This window comes from Streptomyces sp. NPDC002845 (assembly GCF_053591955.1).
In genome coordinates this window covers 51,718-73,803 of record NZ_JBSFUU010000012.1, presented here as the reverse complement: position 1 = coordinate 73,803, position 22,086 = coordinate 51,718, and the positions used below count along the sequence as shown (strand labels likewise).

General features: G+C 70.5%; 36 protein-coding genes. 2 read left to right on the top strand and 34 right to left on the bottom strand.

Annotation, left to right across the window (positions count from 1 at the left end):
• Nucleotides 1-12: 12 nt before the first annotated feature.
• From ACWD3C_RS11280 to ACWD3C_RS11220, 13 genes are all read right to left on the bottom strand, one after another.
• On the bottom strand, nucleotides 13-1,500 hold the full coding sequence (locus ACWD3C_RS11280; protein WP_451142483.1) for a phage major capsid protein: 1,488 nt from the start codon (nucleotides 1,498-1,500) through the stop codon (nucleotides 13-15).
• Nucleotides 1,500-2,555 (bottom strand): HK97 family phage prohead protease, encoded by a 1,056-nt coding sequence (locus ACWD3C_RS11275; RefSeq protein ID WP_451142481.1) that lies wholly within the window; start codon nucleotides 2,553-2,555, stop codon nucleotides 1,500-1,502. Before ACWD3C_RS11275 ends, ACWD3C_RS11280 begins: the two co-directional genes overlap by 1 nt.
• Nucleotides 2,555-3,940 (bottom strand): phage portal protein, encoded by a 1,386-nt coding sequence (locus tag ACWD3C_RS11270; protein ID WP_451142479.1) that lies wholly within the window; start codon nucleotides 3,938-3,940, stop codon nucleotides 2,555-2,557. Before ACWD3C_RS11270 ends, ACWD3C_RS11275 begins: the two co-directional genes overlap by 1 nt.
• Entirely contained in the window at nucleotides 3,937-4,125 is a 189-nt protein-coding gene (locus tag ACWD3C_RS11265) for a hypothetical protein (protein ID WP_451142477.1), read from the bottom strand. Before ACWD3C_RS11265 ends, ACWD3C_RS11270 begins: the two co-directional genes overlap by 4 nt.
• Nucleotides 4,107-5,702, bottom strand: coding sequence for a terminase (locus ACWD3C_RS11260; RefSeq protein ID WP_451142475.1), 1,596 nt, complete (start codon nucleotides 5,700-5,702; stop codon nucleotides 4,107-4,109). The genes ACWD3C_RS11265 and ACWD3C_RS11260 overlap by 19 nt, the downstream gene beginning before the upstream one ends.
• Nucleotides 5,671-5,940: a hypothetical protein gene (locus tag ACWD3C_RS11255; protein WP_451142473.1), complete on the bottom strand. Its 270-nt coding sequence runs from the start codon at nucleotides 5,938-5,940 to the stop codon at nucleotides 5,671-5,673. Before ACWD3C_RS11255 ends, ACWD3C_RS11260 begins: the two co-directional genes overlap by 32 nt.
• A 350-nt stretch (nucleotides 5,941-6,290) precedes the next feature.
• Complete coding sequence (locus tag ACWD3C_RS11250) at nucleotides 6,291-6,734, bottom strand: hypothetical protein (RefSeq protein ID WP_451142471.1); 444 nt, start codon at nucleotides 6,732-6,734, stop codon at nucleotides 6,291-6,293.
• Nucleotides 6,735-6,771: 37 nt separating this feature from the next.
• The gene (locus ACWD3C_RS11245) at nucleotides 6,772-7,023 is read right to left on the bottom strand and encodes a hypothetical protein (RefSeq protein WP_451142469.1); all 252 of its coding nucleotides are present in this window, start codon (nucleotides 7,021-7,023) and stop codon (nucleotides 6,772-6,774) included.
• Between the two features lie 130 nt (nucleotides 7,024-7,153).
• Entirely contained in the window at nucleotides 7,154-7,348 is a 195-nt protein-coding gene (locus tag ACWD3C_RS11240) for a hypothetical protein (protein WP_451142467.1), read from the bottom strand.
• Nucleotides 7,349-7,352: 4 nt separating this feature from the next.
• Nucleotides 7,353-7,607 (bottom strand): hypothetical protein, encoded by a 255-nt coding sequence (locus ACWD3C_RS11235; protein WP_451142465.1) that lies wholly within the window; start codon nucleotides 7,605-7,607, stop codon nucleotides 7,353-7,355.
• 15 nt (nucleotides 7,608-7,622) lie between these two features.
• Nucleotides 7,623-8,162 carry a hypothetical protein gene (locus ACWD3C_RS11230; protein WP_451142463.1) on the bottom strand — a complete coding sequence of 180 codons (540 nt, stop codon included), beginning with the start codon at nucleotides 8,160-8,162 and terminating at the stop codon, nucleotides 7,623-7,625.
• 1 nt (nucleotide 8,163) lies between these two features.
• Nucleotides 8,164-8,454 carry an HNH endonuclease gene (locus tag ACWD3C_RS11225; protein WP_451142461.1) on the bottom strand — a complete coding sequence of 97 codons (291 nt, stop codon included), beginning with the start codon at nucleotides 8,452-8,454 and terminating at the stop codon, nucleotides 8,164-8,166.
• Between the two features lie 191 nt (nucleotides 8,455-8,645).
• A complete protein-coding gene (locus tag ACWD3C_RS11220) occupies nucleotides 8,646-8,900 on the bottom strand; it encodes a hypothetical protein (protein WP_451142459.1) in 255 nt (84 codons plus the stop codon).
• A 157-nt stretch (nucleotides 8,901-9,057) separates the two neighbouring features.
• Between ACWD3C_RS11220 and ACWD3C_RS11215 the strand changes: the two genes are divergently transcribed.
• Nucleotides 9,058-9,531, top strand: a complete 474-nt coding sequence (locus ACWD3C_RS11215) for a hypothetical protein (RefSeq protein ID WP_451142457.1) — start codon at nucleotides 9,058-9,060, stop codon at nucleotides 9,529-9,531.
• 248 nt (nucleotides 9,532-9,779) lie between these two features.
• Here the strand turns inward: ACWD3C_RS11215 and ACWD3C_RS11210 are convergent, their stop codons facing one another.
• The 7 genes from ACWD3C_RS11210 to ACWD3C_RS11180 all read right to left on the bottom strand — a co-directional run bounded on the left by ACWD3C_RS11210 (nucleotide 9,780) and on the right by ACWD3C_RS11180 (nucleotide 14,281).
• On the bottom strand, nucleotides 9,780-11,903 hold the full coding sequence (locus ACWD3C_RS11210; protein WP_451142455.1) for a cell division protein FtsK: 2,124 nt from the start codon (nucleotides 11,901-11,903) through the stop codon (nucleotides 9,780-9,782).
• An 86-nt stretch (nucleotides 11,904-11,989) separates the two neighbouring features.
• Nucleotides 11,990-12,166 carry a DUF6257 family protein gene (locus ACWD3C_RS11205; protein ID WP_451142453.1) on the bottom strand — a complete coding sequence of 59 codons (177 nt, stop codon included), beginning with the start codon at nucleotides 12,164-12,166 and terminating at the stop codon, nucleotides 11,990-11,992.
• A 3-nt stretch (nucleotides 12,167-12,169) separates the two neighbouring features.
• Entirely contained in the window at nucleotides 12,170-12,463 is a 294-nt protein-coding gene (locus tag ACWD3C_RS11200) for a hypothetical protein (protein ID WP_451142451.1), read from the bottom strand.
• 87 nt (nucleotides 12,464-12,550) lie between these two features.
• Complete coding sequence (locus tag ACWD3C_RS11195; protein ID WP_451142449.1) at nucleotides 12,551-12,868, bottom strand: hypothetical protein; 318 nt, start codon at nucleotides 12,866-12,868, stop codon at nucleotides 12,551-12,553.
• A complete protein-coding gene (locus ACWD3C_RS11190; protein ID WP_451142447.1) occupies nucleotides 12,865-13,038 on the bottom strand; it encodes a hypothetical protein in 174 nt (57 codons plus the stop codon). Before ACWD3C_RS11190 ends, ACWD3C_RS11195 begins: the two co-directional genes overlap by 4 nt.
• A complete protein-coding gene (locus ACWD3C_RS11185) occupies nucleotides 13,035-13,862 on the bottom strand; it encodes a hypothetical protein (RefSeq protein WP_451142445.1) in 828 nt (275 codons plus the stop codon). The genes ACWD3C_RS11190 and ACWD3C_RS11185 overlap by 4 nt, the downstream gene beginning before the upstream one ends.
• The gene (locus tag ACWD3C_RS11180) at nucleotides 13,859-14,281 is read right to left on the bottom strand and encodes a hypothetical protein (RefSeq protein ID WP_451142443.1); all 423 of its coding nucleotides are present in this window, start codon (nucleotides 14,279-14,281) and stop codon (nucleotides 13,859-13,861) included. The genes ACWD3C_RS11185 and ACWD3C_RS11180 overlap by 4 nt, the downstream gene beginning before the upstream one ends.
• Nucleotides 14,282-14,535: 254 nt before the next feature.
• On the opposite strand from ACWD3C_RS11180, the gene ACWD3C_RS11175 reads away from it, so the two are divergent.
• Complete coding sequence (locus tag ACWD3C_RS11175) at nucleotides 14,536-14,820, top strand: hypothetical protein (RefSeq protein ID WP_451142441.1); 285 nt, start codon at nucleotides 14,536-14,538, stop codon at nucleotides 14,818-14,820.
• A gap of 67 nt (nucleotides 14,821-14,887) precedes the next feature.
• Here ACWD3C_RS11175 and ACWD3C_RS11170 read toward each other — a convergent pair whose 3' ends face one another.
• The 14 genes from ACWD3C_RS11170 to ACWD3C_RS11105 all read right to left on the bottom strand — a co-directional run bounded on the left by ACWD3C_RS11170 (nucleotide 14,888) and on the right by ACWD3C_RS11105 (nucleotide 22,082).
• Entirely contained in the window at nucleotides 14,888-15,550 is a 663-nt protein-coding gene (locus ACWD3C_RS11170) for a hypothetical protein (protein ID WP_451142439.1), read from the bottom strand.
• On the bottom strand, nucleotides 15,547-15,777 hold the full coding sequence (locus ACWD3C_RS11165; RefSeq protein WP_451142437.1) for a hypothetical protein: 231 nt from the start codon (nucleotides 15,775-15,777) through the stop codon (nucleotides 15,547-15,549). The genes ACWD3C_RS11170 and ACWD3C_RS11165 overlap by 4 nt, the downstream gene beginning before the upstream one ends.
• Nucleotides 15,778-15,781: 4 nt before the next feature.
• The gene (locus tag ACWD3C_RS11160; RefSeq protein ID WP_451142435.1) at nucleotides 15,782-16,855 is read right to left on the bottom strand and encodes a hypothetical protein; all 1,074 of its coding nucleotides are present in this window, start codon (nucleotides 16,853-16,855) and stop codon (nucleotides 15,782-15,784) included.
• Between the two features lie 3 nt (nucleotides 16,856-16,858).
• Nucleotides 16,859-17,221, bottom strand: a complete 363-nt coding sequence (locus ACWD3C_RS11155; RefSeq protein ID WP_451142433.1) for a hypothetical protein — start codon at nucleotides 17,219-17,221, stop codon at nucleotides 16,859-16,861.
• Nucleotides 17,218-17,919 (bottom strand): hypothetical protein, encoded by a 702-nt coding sequence (locus ACWD3C_RS11150; protein WP_451142431.1) that lies wholly within the window; start codon nucleotides 17,917-17,919, stop codon nucleotides 17,218-17,220. The genes ACWD3C_RS11155 and ACWD3C_RS11150 overlap by 4 nt, the downstream gene beginning before the upstream one ends.
• 2 nt (nucleotides 17,920-17,921) lie before the next feature.
• Entirely contained in the window at nucleotides 17,922-18,413 is a 492-nt protein-coding gene (locus ACWD3C_RS11145) for a hypothetical protein (RefSeq protein ID WP_451142429.1), read from the bottom strand.
• Nucleotides 18,410-18,820, bottom strand: coding sequence for a hypothetical protein (locus tag ACWD3C_RS11140; protein ID WP_451142427.1), 411 nt, complete (start codon nucleotides 18,818-18,820; stop codon nucleotides 18,410-18,412). The genes ACWD3C_RS11145 and ACWD3C_RS11140 overlap by 4 nt, the downstream gene beginning before the upstream one ends.
• Nucleotides 18,817-19,029 carry a hypothetical protein gene (locus tag ACWD3C_RS11135; protein ID WP_451142425.1) on the bottom strand — a complete coding sequence of 71 codons (213 nt, stop codon included), beginning with the start codon at nucleotides 19,027-19,029 and terminating at the stop codon, nucleotides 18,817-18,819. Before ACWD3C_RS11135 ends, ACWD3C_RS11140 begins: the two co-directional genes overlap by 4 nt.
• Entirely contained in the window at nucleotides 19,026-19,391 is a 366-nt protein-coding gene (locus ACWD3C_RS11130; protein WP_451142423.1) for a hypothetical protein, read from the bottom strand. The genes ACWD3C_RS11135 and ACWD3C_RS11130 overlap by 4 nt, the downstream gene beginning before the upstream one ends.
• Nucleotides 19,388-19,588, bottom strand: coding sequence for a hypothetical protein (locus ACWD3C_RS11125; RefSeq protein WP_451142421.1), 201 nt, complete (start codon nucleotides 19,586-19,588; stop codon nucleotides 19,388-19,390). The genes ACWD3C_RS11130 and ACWD3C_RS11125 overlap by 4 nt, the downstream gene beginning before the upstream one ends.
• Nucleotides 19,585-20,010, bottom strand: coding sequence for a hypothetical protein (locus ACWD3C_RS11120; RefSeq protein WP_451142419.1), 426 nt, complete (start codon nucleotides 20,008-20,010; stop codon nucleotides 19,585-19,587). Before ACWD3C_RS11120 ends, ACWD3C_RS11125 begins: the two co-directional genes overlap by 4 nt.
• 88 nt (nucleotides 20,011-20,098) lie before the next feature.
• The gene (locus ACWD3C_RS11115) at nucleotides 20,099-21,172 is read right to left on the bottom strand and encodes a hypothetical protein (RefSeq protein WP_451142417.1); all 1,074 of its coding nucleotides are present in this window, start codon (nucleotides 21,170-21,172) and stop codon (nucleotides 20,099-20,101) included.
• A gap of 48 nt (nucleotides 21,173-21,220) precedes the next feature.
• Nucleotides 21,221-21,610, bottom strand: coding sequence for a hypothetical protein (locus tag ACWD3C_RS11110; protein ID WP_451142415.1), 390 nt, complete (start codon nucleotides 21,608-21,610; stop codon nucleotides 21,221-21,223).
• A 37-nt stretch (nucleotides 21,611-21,647) separates the two neighbouring features.
• Nucleotides 21,648-22,082, bottom strand: coding sequence for a DUF4326 domain-containing protein (locus ACWD3C_RS11105; protein ID WP_451142413.1), 435 nt, complete (start codon nucleotides 22,080-22,082; stop codon nucleotides 21,648-21,650).
• Nucleotides 22,083-22,086 lie beyond the last annotated feature (4 nt).

Sequence of the window (22,086 nt, the reverse complement as noted above, 5' to 3'; positions counted from 1 at the left end):
CCAGTGGTCGTATCAGGCGGCCGTCGCGATGTTGAGGAGCCGCATGCCGGCGTCGTTCACGCTGTCGGCGCCCACCCGGTAGTACGCGTACCAGCCGCGCTGGCCGGTCGGCCTGCGGTTGGTGCCGACGAGGTGCGGGATGAACTCGACGGTCATCCCGATCCGGTCGGCGATCACGTAGTTGCTGAGGTCGCCGTAGACGAGGACGTAGTTGTCGGCGGTGGCGGACGGGTCGAACGTGCCGTCCATGTCCTCCGACTCCAGCGCCGGGTAGCCGAGCAGCTCGTTGGGCTGCCCGTTGCCGATGCGCTCCCACAGATCCGCGCCGCCCTGCGTGTCGAACTGGCGCACCAGGTTGTAGATGCGCTTGTTCGCCACCCACGACGCCATACGCCGGTACCGGGCAGGGAGGGACTCCTCCATCTTGTAGATGTCGGCCGACGCGAACGTCTCCGCCGTGGTCGGCGATACCTCGCTGGCGGTGCCGGCCAGTGCGGTGATGAGGCCGGTCGGCTGGCCGGAGCCGGAGCCCGTCGCGAACGCGGCGGCCTCCAGGATGTCCTTGCCCTCCGCCAGGAGCCGGCCGACCTCGGTGGTGACGTTGGCCTCGTCCATCAGGGCCTCGATGCTGATCGGCACGAAGCCGTCCGCCTTGTGCACCGGCACGGTCGGCTGGTCGAAGGCGGGGGCGTTGTCCCCGGCCTCCGAGCCTTCCGCCGCCCACCGCCACGAGACCGCACCAGCGGACACGCCGTTCCAGACGTCGCCGGTCGCGACGACCGTGCGTGCGGCCATGCGGATGTCGGACTTCGAGCCGTCCGACGTCAGGATGATCGTCGGGTCCAGCTGGAACGGCACCAGGTAGCCGCCCTGGGTGTCCGTCAGGGACATGGCCCGCTCCAGGGCCCGCTGCTCCTCCACCGAGATCAGGTGGGAGTGGCCGCGCGCCATCTTCGACCACGCCCGCAGGTACTCCGGCGAGGACGTCGCCAGGCACAGCTTGGCGATCGTCCCCTGTTCGTCGTCCCAGCGCTCCAGGATGTCCGTCGCGGTGGAGCGGATGGCGTCGTTGCAGCCCCGCATCTTCTCGATCGCGGACCGGGCGCGGGCACCCAGCTCGGCCGCGATGTCCTCCTTGGACCGGCCGAACGTGCGCACCTCGGACAGGTCCCACGGGTTGCGGAACCGGGCGTCCTCCACGCTGTCAGGGTGCAGGATCGGGTCGGTGTCGTAGCCGTCCCGCGAAGTCGTGGGCGTTCCGCCTTCGATGCCCACGGCGGTCGGGCGGCGTTCGGTGGTCTTGGTCGCCGAACGCACCCGCTCCAGAGCCGACTTGCGCTCCAGCTGCTTGCGGTGGGAGTCGACCTCGGCGAACTCGCGGGTGAGCTCGTCGAAGCTCTGCTCGTCCTCGCCGGTCAGTTCCGGCTTCTCGCCGAGCCGCTCCAGCTCGGCCTGGATGTCCCTGAGACGGATCACCGCCTGAGAGTGGGAAAGTTCCATCAGTCCTCGTCCTTGTCGATGGGCAGGCGGTCCTTCATCAGCGCCGCGATCTCACGGATGCTGCTTCGAAGCCGCTCTGAACTGGGGGTTTCCGGTGTGGACGGGTGCCCATCGGCGGGCGGCGCGTCAGTGCTGCTCGGGGTCGGCGGGTGCCCTGGGGCGGGCGGCGCGCCGGTCGTACGGGTCGGGGCCGGGTGCCCTGCGGCGGGCGGCGCGGCCTGGTGGTCGGCGAGCTTCTCGCGCGCCGTGGCGACGATCTGCTCAAGGCTCATGCCGGGCGTGACGGGCAGCACCAAGTGCCGCTCGTCCTGCCCGGGTTCCTGCCGCTCGTACAGCAGGGCGATGGCGACCTCGCGGCGAAGCTGCGGGTCCTCGGGGACCTGCGGTGCGAGCGAGGCGGCGTCACGTGCCAGGGAGGCCCGCAGACGCTGCGTCATGTCGTCGTCGTGCGCGAGGTCGTTGGCGACGTCGCGGGCCCGTACGGACACGCTGGTGCCCGCGTAGGCGGGGAAGACGACCGGGCCGAGCTCGCGGCATTTCAGCTCGATCAGCTCGCGCTTGAGCGGGCCGCGGTCGCCGGGCCGCCACAGCAGCTCGAGGACTTCCTCCTGCTTGACCAGCTTGCCCTGGGCGTCGCGCCACTCCTCGCGCACGACTTCGAACCGGAAGGACATGCCGTTGATCGACTTCTCGGCGATCGCGTCGCGGATCGGCTGCATCAGCCAGTTGTCCGTGATGCGGGCCTCGACGTAGAGGCCCTGGTCGTCCTCGCGCAGGTCGCTGAACGCACCGATCGGGATCGACCCGATCAGGGGGTGCCGGCCGTGGTCGAACTGAAGGACCGGCGTCTGCTCGCGCAGCGTCTTACGGAAGGCGCCCTTGCGGATCGTCTCCGTGAAGTGCCCCTCCCACGAGTTGATCTCAGTCTCCTGGCCGAACACCGCGGCGTACCCGGCCAGCGTCCGGCCGTCGCCTTCGGTATCGCCGTCGGCGCGCAGAAGCTGGAACGGCGCCGACCGCTGTAGGTCGCGGGCGACGGATTGCATGACGGGCATCAGGCCCCTCCCTCGATGGGTCGAAGTGCGTTCTCCAGCTCGGCGACCAGGGCGCGCACGCGGTCCTGCGTCGGTGGCCCGCTGCCGGCGGGCTGCAGCTGCACGGAGAACAAGCCGGTGTGGACCAGCAGGGACCAGTCCTGGGACGTCACGGCTGCCATGACGGACGCCGGGGTGTACCCGGCGTCGACGAGCGTGCGGATCGTGCGGGACTGCACACCCTGGATCTCGGCGGCATCCCGGGCGTCCTCGCGCAGGAACGGGACGTCACGGGCGTCGTACCAGAGCCGTACCGCCCCCGACGCCCCGCCGCCAGGCGGCCGCACGAGGGTGCTGAAGCTGCCGGCGGCGTTCTGCCACAGCGGGTGGATCGTGCCGTCCGCGAACCGCCTTCGGGCCTGCCCGTAGTTGGAGTAGGTGGCGGCCTTCAGTCCCTCGGACAGACCGACGATGACCGGAGGCACCCCGGCCGCCGCGGCGATACGGGTCTCACCGGCGCCCTGTACGGCACTGAAGTCGATCTCCTTGAAGTCCTTGCCCACCACGGTGACGTCCGCGCCGCCGCCCAGGTACAGCGTCTTGTACGCGTTGTCGACGCCCTTGTGGCTGGCCTCCATCTTCGCCTTGAACTTCGCGAACGCGTCCGGGCTCACCTCACGGGCCAGCCGTACGACGAGGTTCGGTGTCGCGGCGTTCTCGAAGAACCTGCGCTTGTGCCGGGCCATCAGGTTGTCGTTCTGTGACTCTCTGATCACCGGCGTGAGCCAGGACATGCCCCGGTAGTTCGCCAGCGGGTCGGGGATCGGAGCGAAGTGGGCGACCTCGTCCGCCAGCAGCGGCACCGGCTCCTCGCCAGGCTCCTGGTAGATGTAGCCGAGCTTGCGCCAGCCCAGCAGCCCGCCCCGGTGCTCGCGCCGCTCGAGGACGATGTACACCCAGTCCGGACGCATCCGCACCATCTCGTCCCCGACTCGCGTCCAGTACGCGTTCCCGGCCAGGTCGGCGTCCTGGATGTCTCTGGAGAGCAGGTCCTGCGTCGTCCCGCCCGGCCACGGCGCCTCGAGGATCCGCAGATCCTCCGTCCCGAACATCTCGCTGGGGGTGCCGTTGTTCAGGCGCTGCCACGTGAACCGCGGCGCCGAGAACACCATCTGACGGGCCACCATGCACGCCCAGATCACCGGATTCGTCGCGAACAACTGCGCATACCCGGGAAGATCCGACGGCGCTTTCTCCGCGGCCTGCCCGGGCTGCGTCTGGGTGATCCCCAGCTGGCTCCAGCCGCTGTATCCGAAAACCTCCTGCAGCGCCATCGCGTAGTCGTCGATCGTGCTGATCGCCCGCGTCTCCGTACGGCCTCGAGCGGCCCGCCACAGACTCGTCACGGCCCACCCCCCTCACCCCGGTCGACGTCCGTCAACAGCAGGCAGTACACCGCCAGCAGCACCCCGCCCACGACCAGGCCCACGGCGAGCCCGAGACCGAGACCAGCGCCCGCGGACACCATCACCCCGCCCGCCAGCACACCCGCCCGCGCCCGGCGTGCCGGCGTCATCCGTACTCGGCCCACGGCTCCACTTCCTCCTCCGGCTCCTCGATCTCCGCGAACAGCCCCCACCTCGCCTCCGTGACCCCCACCAGCGGGGTGATATCGACCCCGACGCCCCGCCTGGCCCACGCCCACGCCTCGCCGAGATCCCGCTTCTTGGCGCCGGCCAGCGCGGTGGCCAACGGCGCCTGGTTCAGGTGCACGATCCGCCCGGCCACCACCGCGTCGTAGAACTGGCCGGTGGCCTGCACGACGTCCCGGGTCCTCATCTGCACCACCGGAACGACCAGGCCGTCTTCCTCGCCCCAGGAGGCCTCCTCGCCCCCGCCGGCGCCCTCCTGGCGCCCCTCCTCGTCCTCGTCTTCGTCCCGCTCGCTGAGCGCGTCCTCAAGGTCTCCGATGAGCGAACCGGCCGGGCTGCCCGGGTCCATCACGATGCACCGCGGCGACCACTTCCTGGTCAGCTCCTTGGCGCGCGGCACGACCCAGTCCGTGCCAGGCCGGTTGTCGACCACCTCCACGTGGACGGCGCCGCCCCCAGCCCGGCCCGCCACGCAGATCGACGCGTGCGACCGCTCCGGCGTCACATCGATCGCGAACGCCACCGGGTCCTCCGGCTGACTGTCGCCGTCCGTGAGGGCCTCCCACACCTCCCGGCCGATGACCGACCAGGACTCGCCCTCCTCCACCGGGTACTCACCCACACCCAGCCGCTCCCGCGCATACCCGGCCACGCTCAGCGTCGTCCGCTCGTTACGGACCTTCGGCAGCGACAGCCGGTAGCCGATACCAGGGTTCGACTTCAGCGCCGCCTCATCGCTCGCCGCGTCGTCGTGGTCCGTACAGCCCTGCCGGCACTCCTTCACGTGCGGGTTGATCGACCACTCCATGTACGCCAGCGACGCATCCGGCACACCGCTCTCCAGCGCCGCCTCGGCCCGGCGGCGCAGACGGCCCAGCTGCACGCTCGGCGCGCCGATGCCGGCCGAACCGAGGTACCAGATCTGCGGGTCCTCCACGGCCGCCATCGTCGGCAGCAGCGCGTCCATCGCCTCGTCGCCGAGGATCATCGCCTCGTCGAGGATGTTGCAGTCGCCGGTGAAGCCGCGGCCGGAGCCCTTGGAGCGGGCGATGAACCGCAGCATCCGCCCGTCGTGCAGCTCGACGGCTTCCTCACCGACCGTCTGCCGGAACGTCTTGACGCGTTTGAGCAGGTCAGGGCATCGGCGGATCAGGCGCTCGATCCGTTTGAACGCGGACTTCGCGGTCTTGAACTCGTGCGCCGAGTGGAGGATCAGTTCCTCTTCGCCGACGAACAGGCCCCACAGTTCCCGGGCCTCGATGATCGCGCCCTTGCCGTTCTGCCGGGGGACGTTGACGCACACCTCGAAGGCGGCCCACCCGCCTTCGTCGTCCTCGGCCATCGCCTGGTTGAGGACGAACTGCTGCCACGGGTCCAGCTTCAGCCCGGCTTTGCGGGCCAGGTCGATGGCCTCCTGCCCGGCCGTCGACAGCACGGTGTCCGGCACGGTGAAGATCCGCGGCTCCTGGGCGCCGTACACCGGCTCATCCGGACCGGCGCTTACGCGCCTCCTCACGGCGCTTGCTTCGCTGACGAGTGATGTCATCGACGACGTCCCCCTCCTCCCCGACCGGGGCCATCACCCGCAGCTCGCGCATCACGGCGCGCAGTTCACGGGCCGCGACCGCCTTCGCGGTGGGAGCTTTGGCCGAGGCGTCGACCGCGCGGGCGAGGCTGAGGGCGAGGGCGGTCATACCGGGGGCGAGGTCTTCGACCTTGAGCTGAGCGATCTCGGTCTTGATCGCTGCGGACACGGCACCCAAGATCACCACCGCCCGTCACACACAGTCATGTCACGCAGAGTGACATTCGCTATTTCGCTGAAGCGCGCTTCGCGTGAAAAACCGGCCGCGCAAAAAATCGGGCGACAAGGGCTTTTGGGTCGCCCGCCTCTCACCCGTCACGATGGCCCAAGGCCCCCCTCCCCCAGGCACAAGGAAGGGGCATCGCCGCAGCTCAGCGTGAAGTTCGCGATGAGTGACCGACGCGATCACCTTGGGTGCTCACGCCGTGCGTTCGCCGTGGTGCTGGCCGTGCCGACCGGCCGGGGGACCGGGGCGGGCCGGCACCCTGGCCTGCCACCCGGAGTGGGGTGCACGCTGGGTCACCAGGGGCGGGAGGCCTGGCGTCCTGCTGGCCGGCCGTGCTGGCGTCTGGCGTGCTGGCGGTACCAGCGGGTGGCGACCGCGGTCATGGCCGGGTCCCGCATGTCCCGTACGCGCTGCATGACGATGTCCTGGCCTGGGTCGACGGTGACGACCTCGGCGTCCAGGCGCTGGTAGCGGGCGCGTGCTTTGGGGCTGGGCATGGTGTGGATGAGGTAGACGTCCACGGTGTCGCGGTGCTTGACGGCCTCGTCGATGGCGGCGAAGCGGGCGCGGTGGGCGACTTTCAGGAGGGTGGGGTCGTGTTGCCAGCTGGGGGCGCCGGGGCCTGCGAGGGCGACGGCGATGCGGTCGAGGTCGATGACGATGTCGGTGGGCCGGGCGCGGGCGTTGATCCAGCTGGACTTGCCCGCGGCCGGCGGGCCGGTGACGACATACAGCACGGCGCGTCACCACCTCTACGGCCGCGGGCGCAGTTGCTCAGTTGCCGAAGGGAGGCCGGCCGCTGCCCTGGATGGTCATGTCGGGGGAGCCGCCCTTCGCGATGAAGTCTCCGTCGCGATCGCCGATGCGCAGCTTGGTGTCGTCGGCCTCGAAGATGGCCCACGCTGCCGCTCCGTCGGGTACGTCGAGGGAGCCGTACCACTCCCTGGAAGTATCGGTGAGCTGGGCTGTTACCTCGTACTCGGTGCCGTCTGCGATGACCGTGGCCGGTCCGTCATATGTCGTCATGTGCCCATGGTGGCTGATGGGACTGACAGTGTGAGGCATGGCTTACTCACAGTTGCCAGCCCTCTTCGTAGCCGGGGTGCATGGCGTACGGCTGGGCGATGCCGCGCAGTAGGTTGTCCAGCATGATCGGTCACGCGACCAGTGGTTCGTGTGTGAGTAGCTGGTGGCCGCGCTGTTGGTACCACTCGGTGAGCGCGGCGCTCACCACGTCCTGCATCTCCCCGATCACGTCGTCGGCGTACATCTGCTCGCCGTCCTTCAGGGGCAGGTTGTCGGGGCTGTGAACGGTGCACGCGATCTCGATGTGGCGGGCCTCTTTGGACACTGGGTCACCACCTTCGGGGGTGTGGTGCGGGGCGTCCGACGCAGGTGGGGTTGTGCTCGCCGAGGAGGCGGCAGGCGATGCGCCGTGGCGCTGTGTAGGCGAACTCGCGGGGTTCGTGGAGTGCGTAGCCGATCCACCAGGCGAGGCCGGTGCGCGCCATCCAGGCGGAGTTCCGCGGGGTGAGGACGCGGAGGCGGCCGCGTGCCGTGGCGGTCTTGAAGCGCTCGGCGATCCTGGCCTGATCCCGTTCGTACGTCATGGTTGCCAGCTCCTCTCAGCGGGGTTCCTTGACGTAGGTGTAGGGGGCTGACACGCCTGCGCTGTGGTGGTCGGCTGCGTGGAGTGCGGCGGTGAGGCGCTCGCGTGGTTTGAGGCCGAGGTGGGCTGTGGCGTGGAGGGCGCCGAGGGCGAGTTCGTCGCCGCAGCCGACGGCGGCGTATTGGTCGGCGGGTTCGCTGACTTGGTAGTCGCTGTCGACGGTGAAGAGGTGGCCGTGGATGCCGACGAGGAAGGTGCCGGCTTGTTCCTGCTCGGAGTCCTTGCGGGCCCAGCCGCCGTCCTTGAGGCAGGTGCGGACGGCGTTGACGAACTTGGTGGCCATGAAACGGTCGAGGTTGCCTTCGGGGTGTGGGGGTTCGAAGGCGTGGCGGAGGAGTTGGCCCATGCGGAACGAGGTGGTGAAGCCGAAGGTGTAGGGGCCGTTGGTGAAGACCTTGGGGTCTCGGCGGATGGTGAGTTGGTATCCGCTGATGCCTGCGGAGTCTCCGGCGAGGTGGACGCGCTGCCGGTGGACCAGGCCGACGATGACGGTCAAGTCACCACCTCCGGGAGGCTCGTTGGGGTGTGCTGGTGGTGGTGGTGCGGTTGCCGCGTTGCGAGTTGCAGCGGCGGTGTGCGCTGCGGGCGTTGGCGGGGTCGAGGAGGTTGCCGCCACGCGAGAGTGGTTGGGCGTGGTCGAGGGTGAAGGCCCAGGCGCTGCGCTGTGCGGCGTAGCCGGTGAGGTTGTAGTCGATGTCGTGGCCGCAGATCCAGCAGGGCAGGCCAAGGGCGCGCTGGTCTTTGCAGAGGCGGCGGTAGGGGCGTCCGTTGCGGGGGTTGGCGGCCATGTCGCCTCCCCGTGGGTGGCGCCCGCTGCCTGGGTGTGCTGGGCCGCGTGACTGGGTGTCAGGGGCCAGCCTGAGCGGCCTGCCGGGCGGCGGGCGCCGGGCATAGCGAAAGCCCCGGCGTCTGGTCTTCCGGGGCCTTTGTCATGCGGTGTGTGGTGTCCGTTTTTGGACATGGGTGTGCGTGGAGATCGTTACACCCGTCTGACCTGCGCGTCAAGCGGATCGCGTTGTTGGCGCAGGGTGGTGAGGAGGCCTGAGTGTTCGGCGCGGGTGGCGTGGAGGGCTGCGACCTCGTTGGCGTCGTAGAGGGGACGTCGTGGGGTGCCGCCGACGTGGGTGAGTTTGCCGCGGTGGACGAGGAGGCGGAGGTTCTCGCGGGTCACGCCGAGGAGCGTGGCGGTCTGTGCGGCTGTGAGGCGGCCTCGGGGCGGGTGGTTGAGCTCCATGGTGCCTATGGTGCGTCAGGGGCGGCTGTGGGCGTAGGGCTTCTTCGGTGGCCGTCTGTGGGCGGCTGGCGGCCGCGGTCGTGCTCTGGTTGGTTTCTCCGCTTTGTTGGTCCTTGGTGGCCTACTCTCGCCGGACACAGGAAGAGGGGGGTACCTCATGCACCACACGCGCATCTCCATCGCGTTCGCGGCCGTACTCATGCTCGGGGTCGGCGCGTGCACATCCAGCGGTGGCGACAGCACGTCAGCCGCCAGCACCACGTCCAGCAGTAGTCCCAAGCTGACTACTGAGTGGGTTCCCAAGCTCAGAGACGCCAACAGTCCTCAGAGCGCCATCTGTAACCAGGTTGGTGACGCGGCTTGCGCCGAGCACCTCACGGACATCGCCGTCGTCGCTGGTGACCTCGAGGAGGCGATTGATGAGGCCGGGGTCAGGGGGACGTATCTGCGGTCCGTGGCGGAGATCGAGAAGATCGATGCTGCGGCCGATGCGTACGTCGACCATGAGTGTCTTGATGATCCGAATGCGGGTATCGATGGGTCGCCGTGCCCTGACGACGCGTACGCGATCATGATCCGTGGCGCGGTTTTGGAGTTGGCTCTGCTGGCAGACGAGTTGGACGCGGGCTAACGCGAAGGCCCCGCCGTGACGGAGGATGCGCGGCGGGGGACTTCGGTGCCCGGCGGTCCCGGCGTGAGCCTCCAGTGTGGCAGGGAGGGAGGCTGGCCGGGGGATGCCGGACCGGCCGTTTCCCGTCTCCTGCGGGCCTGTGCCAGCTGCCTCCCTCGCCTCCCTGAGTGATCATCTGTGCAGGTCATGCCGGGGGATGCGGTGCGGGGAGGCGGTCAGGGAGAACTCCCCGAGATCCCGGCGCCTCCCTACTCGTCGTCGATGCCTTCGGCGTCCTCGGCGAGGCGCTCGAGGACGGCGTCCTGGACGCGGTCGCGGGAGACGACCTGGACGCCGTTGCTCTTGTACGGGGCAGCCCCGTACGGCTCTAGGGCCTGCTTCAGGTCGGCGAACGTCCAGTCGCGGTACACATCCGGCTTCCGTTCGACGAGGCCCTGCAGGACCTCCTGGGTACGCATGCGGGTCTCCTTGCCGAGGACGGCGCAGATGTCGGCGAGGTGGTCGGCCGGCTCGAACGACGGCTCTGCCGCGGGTCCGGTGCCCTCGTACAAGGCCATGGCGCGCTCGACGACCGGGGTGACCTCGTCGATGCCCTTCTCCGGGTCCCGGGCGACGTAGTAGGAGCGGATCACCTCGAACATTTTGGCGGTGAAGCCGACGGTGACGGCGGTGCCGATGTCCTCGCCGGGGATGAGTGTGGTGGCGGTGATGCCGGCCTTGTGCTTGCCGGAGCCGAGGAGGCCGTCGTTGGCGACGTGGTCGCCGACGGCGAACGCGACACGGTGGCTGGTGTTGCGGGTGACGTCGCGCGGGATGCTGTCGGCGGTGGGTGAGACGGTGACCCAGATGAGGGTGATGCCGACCTTGCGGGCCTTCTTCATCACCTTCACCGCGAGCTCTGCGGCCTCCTTGCCGTAGTCCTTGTGCATGAACAGCTCGTGGCACTCGTCGAAGACGACGACCTTGGGCCGCATCCGCGGGTCTTTCAGGGCGAGTTCGCGGGTGAGCTTGACGCTGTCGCCGCCGTACTCCTCCAGCAGCTTGCCCCGCTCGGTGACGTCCTCGCGCAGGCCGCGCAGCGCGTTGAGGGCGGCCTTCATCTGCTCGTCCTCGTCGCCCTTGACCAGTACCCGCATGCGGGGCTTGAGGGGGTCGTAGTCGACGTTGTACGCCATGACGTACGCCTCGACGTCGACAAGTGGGTCGAGGATCGCGCCCAGCAGTAGAGCGATGACGAGGGAGCTCTTGCCGGAGCCCATGATGCCGCCGACCATCCAGTTCGCGGCCATGAGCTTGCCGGTGATCTGCTCGCCGCGCTGGGAGACGGCGACGGGGACACCCTTGAAGTAGTCGGTGGTGCCCTCGGCGAGGAGCGGCCAGGGGGGGACTTTCCCGGACAGGGAGCCCTGGTCGGCGACCCACAGGTCGAGGACGCCGGGGAGTTTGCTGGGCTCGGTCGGCCACACCTCGACGGGCTTACGGAGCAGGTTGTGGGCGAGGACGTTCTTCTTCCCGGCGATCATCTCGACGGTGACGCCCTGGGGGAGCTGCAGCTGGGTGTGGTAGCCGTTCCCGGAGCGGACGGTGGGCTGGACCCAGCGGGGCTGCCAGCCTTCCTTGATGGCCTTGTTGAGGGGGGCGATGCCGAGGTTGCCGAGGGCGCGCATGATGGCGTTCTCGTCGGGAACGACGTCGCGGTCCTCGGCGTCTGCAGGGAGGGCCCAGACGGGTGCGGTCTTCTGGTGGCGGCCGACCGCCCACACCGCGGCGAGCGCGAGGCCCGGCAGGGACAGGAGGACCGGCTCCCACACCACGCCGGCGATGAACGCCAGCCACGCCACCAGGTCGATGACGGCGCCGAGGGGGGTGAGGACGTCGCTGGGGTCGCGGTTGGCGTAGGCGAGCATGCCGCCGATGAGGAGGAGTACGGACACGGCCGAGCCGAGGGCGGAGGCGATGGCCTTCGGCGCGTTCACGGCCATCTGGAGGAGCTCCATGCGGCGGCGGTGGCGGGCAAAGCGGTAGGCGTAGGCGCGCTGTTCCCACTGCCGTACGAGCTCCTCGTTGCCGCCGGCTTCGGCGATCCGCATCATCCGCTCGTGGCGGGCTGTGGTACGGGCCTCCCAGGCGCGGCGGGTGAGGACGCGGGTGCCGCCGATGATGTAGGCGCTGTGCCGTACGGCGGCCCGGTAGACGGGGTCGGTACGGGTCTCGACGACGGCTTGGCGCAGTGCGGCGAGACGGATGCGGCAGCCGCGTTTCGGGGCCTCGGCGGGCTTCGGGGCGGCCTCGGGTGACGGCGTCTCGGGGACGGCGGCCGCTGTGGGCGTGTCGAGGGCCGCCTCCTTGTGGAGCCGGACGACGTTGCTCATGCTGAGGGGTTCCTTGCTCCTTGCTGGGGCTTGGGGCCCGGGGACGGCCCGACGCTTGGCGGTGACCGGCCGTCCCCGGGGCGGGGCTACTGCTTCTGCTTGCGGCGCATCGCTGCGCGTTCGATGCGCTCGATACGCCGCTTCAGGTCGCTGATGTCGACGCTGTCACCGGCCGCGCCGCGCTTGGCCATGCGGGCTACGAGGACACCGATGCGGGCTTTCTCGCCGAGGGTGAAGTCGCCGAAGCGAAGGTCGTCGGCCATGGGTCAGTTCCCCTCGTTGGTCTCGGGGGTGGCCGCGGCGGCGAGGCAGGCGGCAATGACTACGACAGACGGGGTGTCGGAGGGGAAGTCGGGGTTCGCGCCGTTGGGGCAGGTGAGTCCGGAGTCGCCGGACTCGTTGATCAAGGCCCAGACGGCGCCGGACGGGTGGCGCAGGATGTTGAGCGGCATGTCGGCGTCGCCGGTCCAGCCTGCGGCTTCCAGGGCTTCGAGGACGTCGAGGCGGCCGTGCCAGTCGCCCGGATCGGGCTGGCTAATGGTCAGATGCAGGTCGGGCATCAGTTCTCCTCTGTGGTTTGTGGGCCGGGCTGTCCGGCCCCACCGCACCCCCACGGGCTGGTGCCGTGGGGGTGCGGAAGGGGCGGGTCAGCGGCCCTTCTGGTAGTCCCGGTACATGCCGCGCAGCACCAGGACGCAGATCGTCAGGGCGACTGCGACGAGGCCGAGGACGGCGGCGAGGATCGCGAACCCGAACACCACCAGGGCGACGGCCACGGCCGCGATGGTGAAGGCGACGAGGGCGAGGCAGCCGCCCGCGATGTACGTGCCGACCGGGTACACCCGGAGCGGCTGGAGCGGCTGTGTGGGGTGCTGTCCCACGGAGGCCGGTACGGGCGGCGCCGCGTACATGGGGTTCCCGGCGAGGTCGTAGCCGATCTGTGGCCGCTGTGCGGGCTCGGTCATGCCGTCCGCCTTCCCGGCCGGGGCAGGTACGGGCGGGCGGCCAGGCCGAGGACGAACGCGATCAGGACGGGCTGGGGGGCCACGGCCGTCACGACGGCGACCACGAGGGCCCGCAGCGTGGGGAAGACGGCGAGGAGCCCGAGGAGGGCGCCGAGGAGGAGCCACTTCATGACCGCACCCCCCGCAGTTCCCGCGCGGCGAGCAGCACACGACGCCCGTACCGGTCCCCACGCTCGATCGCCTGTCCGGCGGCCTTGCCGGACAGCTCTGGGGTGACCGTGAGCAGTTCCGCGACGGTGCGGATCTGCTCGGGGCGCACGCGGTGCTGACGTGCGAGAACGTCAACCGCGCTGGGCTCCAGTCCCGGCCCGGAATCCGGTTCCGCCGCAGGTTCCGGCAGGGCGGGCAGCAGCTGCTTGTACGGCTTCGAGGTGAAGGGCTCGGGGACGTAAGCCGGTACCTGGACACGGGTCGGCTTGGGGGCGTGTTGCCCGGTGACCTCGGCCGGTTCCGTCTCGGGCTGTTCGTCGGCGGCCGGGGGTGTCGCGGCGAGGTGGAGCAGGTGTCCGACGACGGCGGGCGGAACCAGCGAGGTGACGGCGATCAGCGCGGGCTGGTCGGCGTCGAGGTGGCCGGTGCCGATCCAGTGGGAGACGACCTGCGCGGCCATCGCCAGGCCGAGTGCGAGGCACGCGCCGACGATCGCGGACCAGCGGCCGCGGTCTCCGGGCCGTCGGGTGGAGGCGACGGCGGCGGCGATACCGGCGTACGCGGAGAGGACGACCGGCATGCCGTAGGCGAAGGGGTCGCCCCAGCCGGCCGAGCGGGCGAGGTGGTATTCGCCGGGCGCGCACATGAGGAGGGCGACGCCGAGGACGATGGGGCGTCCGCCGGCGGTGAGGCCGCGCACCCACAGCGGGGCGGCCGGGCGGCGGCCGGGCGAGGTGGCGGGGCGGCGGAACCAGCGGGTGACGTTGCGGCGGACGCGCTTCACTGGCCGCCCCCGTACCGCTGAGGGTCGCAGATCACGCAGACGTGTTCGGTGCCCCCGTCCCCGCAGATGTCGACGCAGCGGCGGCACCACGGGCTGTCGTTGTGGCGGGCGCGGCCGTCGAACGCCGTGTCGGCCGGGTTGAAGGGGGTGCCGCAGCGGCGGCACTTGTTCTTCTCCCGCTCGGCTGCCTCGGTGTCCTCCTGGGCGAGCTGCTGGCGCAGGTAGTCGAGGTTCCAGCCGAGGCGGTCCGGGCCGTCGGTGAGGGTCTCGCGGACCAGGACGCGGACGAGGCTGGCACGGCGGAGGATGCGGGTGTCGTAGGCGTCGAGGTCGCGCGGCAGGGTGAGTGCCTCGACGACGGTCTCCAGGAGCGCGCGGAGGTCGCGGGCCTCGCTGCTGGGGGTGGGCTTCTTCGTCATCCCAGCTCCCTCGCAGCGGCGCACAGGCGGAGGGCGTACTCGCCGCGCGTGATGGGGGTGCCGGGGAGGGCTACGTCGACGGGTTCGGGCTGGGTAAGGTCAGGCACGGACCTGCTCCTTCTGATCGCTGAGGACGGGTCCACCCCTCGGCCCGGAGGTGCAACTCCGCATGGGCCGAGGGGTTTTCCGTTGGTGCCAGTTCGAGAGTAGCGAACTTCCTTGTATTAAAACAAGGAAGTTGGAAGGATGGGGGTATGCCCGACTCCCCGCCCGAGGAAGTCGACGAGACGGGAGGCCCGGACTTGATCTCGTTCGCCGACATGCCCGCGCGCCTTGAGGCCGCGGGGCTGAAGAGGATCAGCGCGCAGCGGTGCCGGCAGCTCGCCGAGGAAGACCCGGCGTGGCCAGTACCTCTTGAGCAGGCGAAGAAAGTTGGGCGCATGCGGCTGTTCGACTGGCGAGTCATCGAGCCGTACTTCCGTGCACGCGTGTCGCGGCAGGGGCAGCGTACGGACCTCACACAAGAGCCCGAGGAGTAGCTCGTACGTGCAGCGGTGCCCGGTCTCAGTGGAGTTGAGGCCGGGCACCGTGCTGTCCGCCCTGACCTTATGCCGCGGCTTGCTCAGCATCGGAAGGCTTCGTGGTCTGGCGGCCGGGTTGGTGGCGGGCGAGGGCGAGCCAGGTGTCCGGGGGGTAGGGGCACAGGCACCACTCGCACTTCACGGGGCGGTCCATGTAGGCCCACAGTTTGGCGCCGCAGACGATGCCGGAGGTGTCGACGGCGATGCAGTAGCCGAGGAAGGGGGGCCTCTCGTGGTCGTGGCCGGGCTGGATCACGCCGTACACGCGGGCGGTGAGCTGACGGATCTCCTCGGCGAAGGTCGGGCCCATGTACCAGCGGGCGATCCAGTCGAGGTTCCTGTCCAGGGCGTGGGCCGCGATCGTCACGCGGTGCTCGAAGCTCGCGGCGAGGGCGGGCAGGGTGAAGCCTCGGGCTTCGTGGACGGCTGCGCGCCAGTCCTCCAGGACGCCGACGATGCCGCCGGCTGCACGGAGGTCGAGGACCTCCTCGCGTACGGGGAGGGGGGCTTCGGTGAGGGGGGTGCGGCCGTAGGCCGTGGTGGTGGTGCTGCCGGGGGCGAGCCATGCTTCGAGGGCGGTCCACATGCGGGGCAGGCGTTGGAGGCGGTCGTGGGTGGTGCGGGTGCAGGCGGGGCAGAGGAAGCCGCCGTGCTCAATGGTGCGGGTGTTGCACAGGGTGCAGATCACGTGTGCTCCCCCTCTTCTTGCTGGTGGTGCGGGGTGGGGTCGTGCTGGTCGGGCCAGGTGATGTGGCCGCCTCCGTAGCCGCGGAGCAGGTCAGCGATCGTGGGGGCGCTGGTGGTGAGGCCGTAGTCGGGGTCGTCGACGGCGACCGCCTGGCCGTCCGGCTCCACCCAGCCGTCCAGGACGGCCTGGTGGGGCAGGTGGAGACGGAACGGCCGGCCGACGGGCATGGGACTACTGCTCCTTGGGCTCGTCGGGGGCAGACGCGGCGGTGTCGGGCTTCTGCCGCAGAGAGCGGAAGGGCCGGTCGACCAGGAGCCGGGTGACGTCCTGCGCGTCCAGGCGCGCCCCGGCGAGGGCGGTGAGAACGGCCGTTGCCGCGTCTTCCATGGAGATCCAGGCGTTCGGTTCCTGGCCTGTCTTCCGCCATTCGTTGGCGAGGTCGTGCACGCGGGTGATGGGGCCGTCGTCGAGGACGTCCATGGCTACGCGCTGGGCACGGTCCAGTTGGTTGTGCAGGTCGTCGAGTTGGCCGCTGGTGATCGTGTCGGCACTCGGGCGGGACTTGGTCGCGTCCGTCGTCGTGGTGTCTTCTGGGGTGTCCTGACCGCTGAGGGCCTTGTGGAGGATGCGGGCCCAGTGCCTGGCGCCGGTGATGTTCTCCATGTCGGCGACCACGTCTTCGACGCGGGCCAGCCGTACCCACGCCTTGCTCTCCTCGGACAGGCGGCGGCGGTGGTTCTCCATGAAGCACTGGCTGGCGTCGACGCAGTCCCGCATGATGCGGGCCGCGTGCTCGAGGCGCTGCTCGGGGGTGAGCCGGTTCCAGGTGTAGAGCCACTGGCCGGGGGTGTGCTCGATGTACGGGTCGGTGACGGGTTCCTCACCCGCCCGGAGTCGGGCGAGTTCCGCCTCGGCCTCGGCCGTGCGGTCTTCCCGCGCGTCGAGCGCCGCCTGGATCACTCTCTGCAGGCGCTGTGCCTGCTCCTTCGTCAACGGGGCGGAGAGGCGGACGTCCAGCGTGACGGGCGGGGCTGGGGGTGGTGTGCCGAGGTAGGTGTCGGCGCAGGTGCGGCAGTGGAGGGGTTTGCCGTGGTCGTCGTCTGTCTCGTCAGCGGGCTGGAGTTCGAGGTGCTCGACGGTGAAGTCCTGGGGCAGTACGGCTGTCTCGCCGGGGCCCGTGCGCAGGACGAGTGAGGGGGTGTCGGCGAGACCGGTGAGCTGGCCGGTCCAGGCGACGTGGGCGTCGGGGTTGTGGACCCTGACCCATTCGCCGATGAGGTTCTGCAGGTTGGCCGTGTCGGTCATGGGTCAGCGGTCCTTAGGCTCGTCGAGGTCGGCGCGGTTGCTTACAGCGAGCGCGGCCCGGATGGTGTCGCGGAGCTCGCAGCCTGCGCAGGCGAGGTTCGCGGCGAGCTGGTCGTGTCGGGCGACGCTGCCGTGGAGGGCGGACAGGTGCGCCTCGGTCCGCTTGAGCAGGTCGACGAGTTGGGCGCGTTCGGGGTACGCGCCGTCGACCGCGGCGAGCTGCTCCTCGGCGCGGGTGGCGCGGCGTTCCAGGGCGTCCTTCTGCCGGCCGGCCTCGGCCTGCAGATCGGTGAGGCGCTGTTCCAGGCCGAGGAGGTGGTCGAGTTGGTCGCTGGTGATCGTGTCGACGGTCGGACGGTCGGTCACTTCGCGCTCCGTCCGCCGTGCGGGATTGCTGCCAGTTCCCGCGCCCGTGCGAGGTTGGCGTCAGTGAAGCCGAAGGGCCGGAACAGGTTGCAGCGGGCGCACTTTCCGTAGATGTCGTGGTCCAGTGCCGGCCGGGCGCAGACGCAGGTGGAGTGGGCATGCTTGATCGCCGAGCAGTCCCGGTGATACAGGCCGCGCTCGCCCTGCCACCAGCGGGCGCGTGGGCCGTTCCACTGGTGGGAGATATCGGCCCGGTCGCCCTTGACGGAGCGTCCGCCGCACCATGCGCAGCGGGTGAGGAAGCTGCGCCGGAGCTGCTGGTAGGGGTGGAGCTGGAGCCGCCAGTGGTGCACGTGCCACTGCCAGCCGCGCGTGCGCCTCCACGTGCCGTCGCGTCGCTGGACGCGCTTGCTGCACACCGTCAGGCCGTCGCGTCCGCCCGGCTCGCGGTGCCACACGGTGATCAGGGCGGGCCAGTGGTAGTCCCGGCCGTTCAGGCGCCAGAACGAGCTGTAGCTGGAGGGCCGCCACCAGGGGAACGCACCGTCGCGGTGGGGCGGGTCCTCGCCACAGCGGGGAGTGCAGGTGTGGTGGAGGCGCATGCGCCAGCGCACGGACAGTCGGTCTGCTGCTGGGAGGGGTGAGCGTCCCGGCCAGGGACGGCGGATCTCAAAGGCGACGGTGAGCGGGTCATGCATGGTCAGTCCTCCTGCGGGGTGGTTGGTTTGTGGCCCCACCGCTGTTCGACTTGGTCCTCGGTGATGGGGATCTCCCGGTACGGCTTGCCGGGGAGCGCTTCGCCGGTGCGGTGGGCCCACCAGCCGGCGCACACCATCAGCCCGAGCGGCAGCCCGCGGAACATGGCGACGGGGGTGTAGGTGCCGGACGCGGAGACGGGGACGCCCTGGTGGCAGAAGAACGGCTCCTCGTCGGGGAGCTGGGCGCCGTTGGCCTCGAGCTCCGGGGAGCCGGGCCGGTAGGCGCAGTCGGCGCACGGGGCGCGCATCACGCCTGGCGGACGTGGCGCGCGTTCGGCTTCGCCGCAGGGCTGGTCGGTGAGGCCGATGCCGGCGCAGTGGTAGCAGCGCTCGACGTGGCGGCCCTCGTCGTCGAGGGTCAGACCGCCGGCGCAGAAGGGGCACTTGAACGGCGTGATGTACAGGTCGCCGCTCGACGAGGGCTTGTCGCTCATTCCTCTTCTCCGTTCAGTGCGTTGAGGGTGGCGTCGACGCCTGCGCACGCGGCGGGCCAGGCCGGGCAGGAGCAGTAGGCGTGCCCGTTGTTGTGCCACTTGCAGGCCGCGGTGTGGCCGACGGTCTCGTCGGCGAGCTGTCGGGCAGCGTCGTACAGGCGGGTCGCGGCGTTGCTCTGCCACGTGGATGGTTTCGGTCCGGTGCCGAGCTGGCGGCGCAGCAGGATGCCGAGGTTGGAGGCGGTCCGGGCGGGACGTTCGACCCAGCGGGTCCATGGGGTCCAGCGGGGGTCGTCGGGGTAGGGGACGTCGAGGGTGGGTTTGACGACGATGCATGCCTTGCCGATCGCGCGCAGGGCGTCGGCTGCTTCGGTGAGCTGCTGTTCGGTGGAGGGCTTCTCGCTCATGCCGGGGTCCTGGGGTTGTGGTCGTCGGGGATGTCGAGGTCGGCGATGAGGGCGTCGAAGCGGGCGCGTTCGTCGGCGAGGAACGCGGCGTCGTCTTGCTCGCGGGTGGCGCCGACGACGACCGGGCGGACGTGGGCGGTGGAGCGGCCGAGGTACCAGCCGAGGGCGACGCAGAGGGCAGCGGCGGGGCAGAGAGCGAGCCACATCACGGGCGGTCACCGCCGTTGGTCTGGCGGGCCACGGCGAGGGCTTCGGTCAGGTCCAAGCGCCGCCGGGGCGGCCGGGTGGCGTTCATGTCCGCCTGCCTGGCTGCCCAGTCCAGCCAGTCGGCGAGCGAGGCGCCGACGCCCGGGTGCATGGCGGCGGCGTAGTCGGCGTTGAGTGGCCCGTTGCGGCGGTTGTTGAAGGCGGCGAGGGTCTTGCCGCCGCCGACGAGCCGCTGGTCGTGGTCGTCGCCCCAGCGGGTGTTGGGGTCCTCGCTGTGCCAGGGCCCTTCGGTGGCGTCGGCCGCGATGCTGCGCAACCTCTGGGCTGCGGTGCGGAGTTCTTCGGCGGGGTTGGTGGTGGTCATGGCGTCACCTGGATGTCGGCGAGGTGCATGCCCGCGGCGAGCTGCCGGTGGAGCTCCTGCAGGCGTGTCGTGGCTTTGCTGTCGCGGCGGTTGAGGGCGCGGCGTGTGGGGCCGGGGAGGTTGCCCCAGCACTGGTCGCACAGGTAGTGGCGGGGCTGGCGTGCGCGGGCCCGGCAGGCGGGGCAGGGAGTCTTCACGGGGTGGGCTCCTCGGTGTGCTTGCAGGGCCAGGGCTCGGCGTGGGTGACGACCTCGTAGGCGTCCTCGAACCCGGGGCTGAACTGCGAGTGGATGGCGCACACGGTCTCCTCGCGGACCTCGCCGCAGTAGTCCGCGTCGGTGGCGATGTCGTGGTCGCAGTCGCGCAGCAGGCAGTAGCCCTCTCCGGCGACGACCTGCATGGGGCGGCAGGCGGGCGGGGGTGCGGTGGGCGCGCAGGTGGGGCATTCGCGGCGGACGTCGGGGAGGGGGCGTCCGGCGATGGCGGCGGTCATCTCGGCCTCGGTGATGTCGCCGACGAGTTCGCCGCAGCCGTTGCAGGCCCGCTTGGTTGTGACGATGGTCGTCTTCCGGCCGTCAGCGTCGGTGGTGACTTGGTCGGGGGTGTGGGTGCGGGTCAACGGTTCCTCCAGGGCGGGAAGTGGAGCCACAGGCCGGTGGGCAATCCGGCGGTGGCGATGACGAGGAGCACGTAGGCGACGACGCCGATCACTGCCGCGGCTCCTCGGCGGGCGTCTCGACGGTGATGCCGGGACACCACACGTCCGGCCGGTCGTGCCACGGGTGGGCGTCGTGGTAGTCGTCGTGACCACACGGGCGCGTCCCGCAGGGCTGCGCCTCGTCGGCTGGCAGCGGTCCGGCGCCGCCCTCACGCAACAGGCGGCTCAGTGTGTCGCGCAACGTCTGCGCGGACTGGAGCGGCAGAACCAGATCACCGACCGGGGCGAACTCCGCGAGGTTGACGCCCCTGCTGATCGGAACCGTGACACGACCGTCGCTGAAGGATGCGCCTGCGGGCCCTTCCCAGAACAGCAGCCGGGGCCCATCGTCGGGTTCGGACTCGACAACGGCGGCCTTCGGTTCGGTGGCGGCTCGGCGTAGCAGCTCGTCCAACATCCCAGCCGTCCCCGGATAGCCCTTCGCGAGGATGCCGTTGCGGAGCATCTCGGTCGGGAACTCCACCTCGCAGGTGACGCCGCAGAACGCGTGTTCGCCCTCGGCGTGGGCGAGTTCCGTCTCGTGCTGGTCGCACAGGTCGCCGTCCGGGTCACAGCCGTTCGGCTCGCTGCACGGCGTGCGCGCCTCGGGCTGCTGCGCCTCGTCGGCCATGCGGCGCAGCAGGTTGTGTGCGTCGATCGTGCCGAGCTCCCACGCCTGCCGGTGGCTGTCGAAGCTGTCGGTGGCGCGTAGCTCGTCGAAGTCGAGGGCGAACACGACCTCGGCGACTTCGCGGAGGACAGCGGCCCGGTCCACAGGCGACGGCAGCACAGCCAGCACCGCATCGGCCTGCGCCAGGAAGGTCTCCCGGTCCATCGCGAGGGCCTGCTGCCAGATCTGCTTGTGCGGCCACTCGTGGCAGTACAGCGCCTCGGCGATGCGGTCGCGCAGCGCGGCCCGGCCGGCGGGCGCAGACGGCACGGCACGGAGGCGGCGCACCTCGGCGACGAGCGAGGCGAAGAGCCGCTGTTCTGCGGCCACGCCAGGGCCGAGCGGGCTGCGGGTCCAAGCGGCGATCTCGTCGAGGTCGGTATCGGTCAGGCGGCCGGTGGTCGGGTCGGTCATGGTCGGGTCTCCAGTGGTTGGTGTCACGCGGTGCTGAACGCGGGCAGCTCAGGCGGCGGGATCGACGTCGGGGTGCGTGAACCGGACGGGCTTGCCCAGCGACCGGGCGTAGGCGATCTCCGCACGGGTCGAGTCGCCGATGTAGCCGCCGACGACGAGGACCTCATCAGCGAGGCGGATCTTCGCCCGGTGCAGATCGTCGAGGCGCACCTTCAGCGCCTGCGCCTCGACGGGGTCCGACCACAGCGGGTGCGGCTGCTTCATGTCACAGCCGGGCTTGACGACGATGCAGCCGCTCGCGGTCAGCTCCAGGTCGGCGTCGGCCATCTCGGGCATGAAGCCGGTCGAGCCGCAGATAGCGACGATCTTCGGGATGTTGAGGCGCTCCTTCGCGTGGGCGAGCTTCTCCTCAGGGCTGAGCAGTTCGGGATACGACACGGGGTGCTCCGGTGTGGGTGGTTGGGGTGCGGGTAGGTCAGGCGGTGGGCTGGTTGGCCAGGTCGAGCAGGACGGCGGCGTGGCAGTGGTCGGGCTGGCCGGGCTCGGGGAGCGGGCACCAGCAGGCAAGATCGCGGCCGCCCAACTCGCGGCGGATCACCTCGGGGTCCCAGGTCTCGTTCTCATAGGCGATGTGGTCGCGGAACAGCTCGACGGCGTGGGCCCGATCGCGGACCACGGCCACGGTCTCGGTCCAGGCGGCCCACGGGGACCAGGCAGGGTGTTCGACGGTGCCGAGCGGGCGGTCGTCACGCTCGGGGTACGGGGCGTCGTGGAAGCTGGTGCGGCTGACGTAGCGGGCGCCGACGGTGAACGGGTTGCCGAACCGGCTGGGGCGGCTGACGATCACGCAGTTGTCGGGCTTGCGCCAGCCGGAGACTCGTCGTCGTTGGATGCGTGCGGGCTGGGTCATGTCG

Coding starts and splice junctions, on each gene's coding strand:
- ACWD3C_RS11235 (WP_451142465.1), bottom strand. CDS start 7,607: ATGACGTACGAACGGGATCAGGCCAGGATCGCCGAGCGCTTCAAGACC.
- ACWD3C_RS11150 (WP_451142431.1), bottom strand. CDS start 17,919: ATGCATGACCCGCTCACCGTCGCCTTTGAGATCCGCCGTCCCTGGCCG.
- ACWD3C_RS11115 (WP_451142417.1), bottom strand. CDS start 21,172: ATGACCGACCCGACCACCGGCCGCCTGACCGATACCGACCTCGACGAG.
- ACWD3C_RS11210 (WP_451142455.1), bottom strand. CDS start 11,903: ATGAGCAACGTCGTCCGGCTCCACAAGGAGGCGGCCCTCGACACGCCC.
- ACWD3C_RS11225 (WP_451142461.1), bottom strand. CDS start 8,454: ATGGCCGCCAACCCCCGCAACGGACGCCCCTACCGCCGCCTCTGCAAA.
- ACWD3C_RS11180 (WP_451142443.1), bottom strand. CDS start 14,281: ATGACGAAGAAGCCCACCCCCAGCAGCGAGGCCCGCGACCTCCGCGCG.
- ACWD3C_RS11195 (WP_451142449.1), bottom strand. CDS start 12,868: ATGACCGAGCCCGCACAGCGGCCACAGATCGGCTACGACCTCGCCGGG.
- ACWD3C_RS11190 (WP_451142447.1), bottom strand. CDS start 13,038: ATGAAGTGGCTCCTCCTCGGCGCCCTCCTCGGGCTCCTCGCCGTCTTC.
- ACWD3C_RS11145 (WP_451142429.1), bottom strand. CDS start 18,413: ATGAGCGACAAGCCCTCGTCGAGCGGCGACCTGTACATCACGCCGTTC.
- ACWD3C_RS11205 (WP_451142453.1), bottom strand. CDS start 12,166: ATGGCCGACGACCTTCGCTTCGGCGACTTCACCCTCGGCGAGAAAGCC.
- ACWD3C_RS11175 (WP_451142441.1), top strand. CDS start 14,536: ATGCCCGACTCCCCGCCCGAGGAAGTCGACGAGACGGGAGGCCCGGAC.
- ACWD3C_RS11280 (WP_451142483.1), bottom strand. CDS start 1,500: ATGGAACTTTCCCACTCTCAGGCGGTGATCCGTCTCAGGGACATCCAG.
- ACWD3C_RS11215 (WP_451142457.1), top strand. CDS start 9,058: ATGCACCACACGCGCATCTCCATCGCGTTCGCGGCCGTACTCATGCTC.
- ACWD3C_RS11165 (WP_451142437.1), bottom strand. CDS start 15,777: ATGCCCGTCGGCCGGCCGTTCCGTCTCCACCTGCCCCACCAGGCCGTC.
- ACWD3C_RS11105 (WP_451142413.1), bottom strand. CDS start 22,082: ATGACCCAGCCCGCACGCATCCAACGACGACGAGTCTCCGGCTGGCGC.
- ACWD3C_RS11220 (WP_451142459.1), bottom strand. CDS start 8,900: ATGGAGCTCAACCACCCGCCCCGAGGCCGCCTCACAGCCGCACAGACC.
- ACWD3C_RS11275 (WP_451142481.1), bottom strand. CDS start 2,555: ATGCCCGTCATGCAATCCGTCGCCCGCGACCTACAGCGGTCGGCGCCG.
- ACWD3C_RS11200 (WP_451142451.1), bottom strand. CDS start 12,463: ATGCCCGACCTGCATCTGACCATTAGCCAGCCCGATCCGGGCGACTGG.
- ACWD3C_RS11140 (WP_451142427.1), bottom strand. CDS start 18,820: ATGAGCGAGAAGCCCTCCACCGAACAGCAGCTCACCGAAGCAGCCGAC.
- ACWD3C_RS11160 (WP_451142435.1), bottom strand. CDS start 16,855: ATGACCGACACGGCCAACCTGCAGAACCTCATCGGCGAATGGGTCAGG.
- ACWD3C_RS11245 (WP_451142469.1), bottom strand. CDS start 7,023: ATGACGACATATGACGGACCGGCCACGGTCATCGCAGACGGCACCGAG.
- ACWD3C_RS11130 (WP_451142423.1), bottom strand. CDS start 19,391: ATGACCACCACCAACCCCGCCGAAGAACTCCGCACCGCAGCCCAGAGG.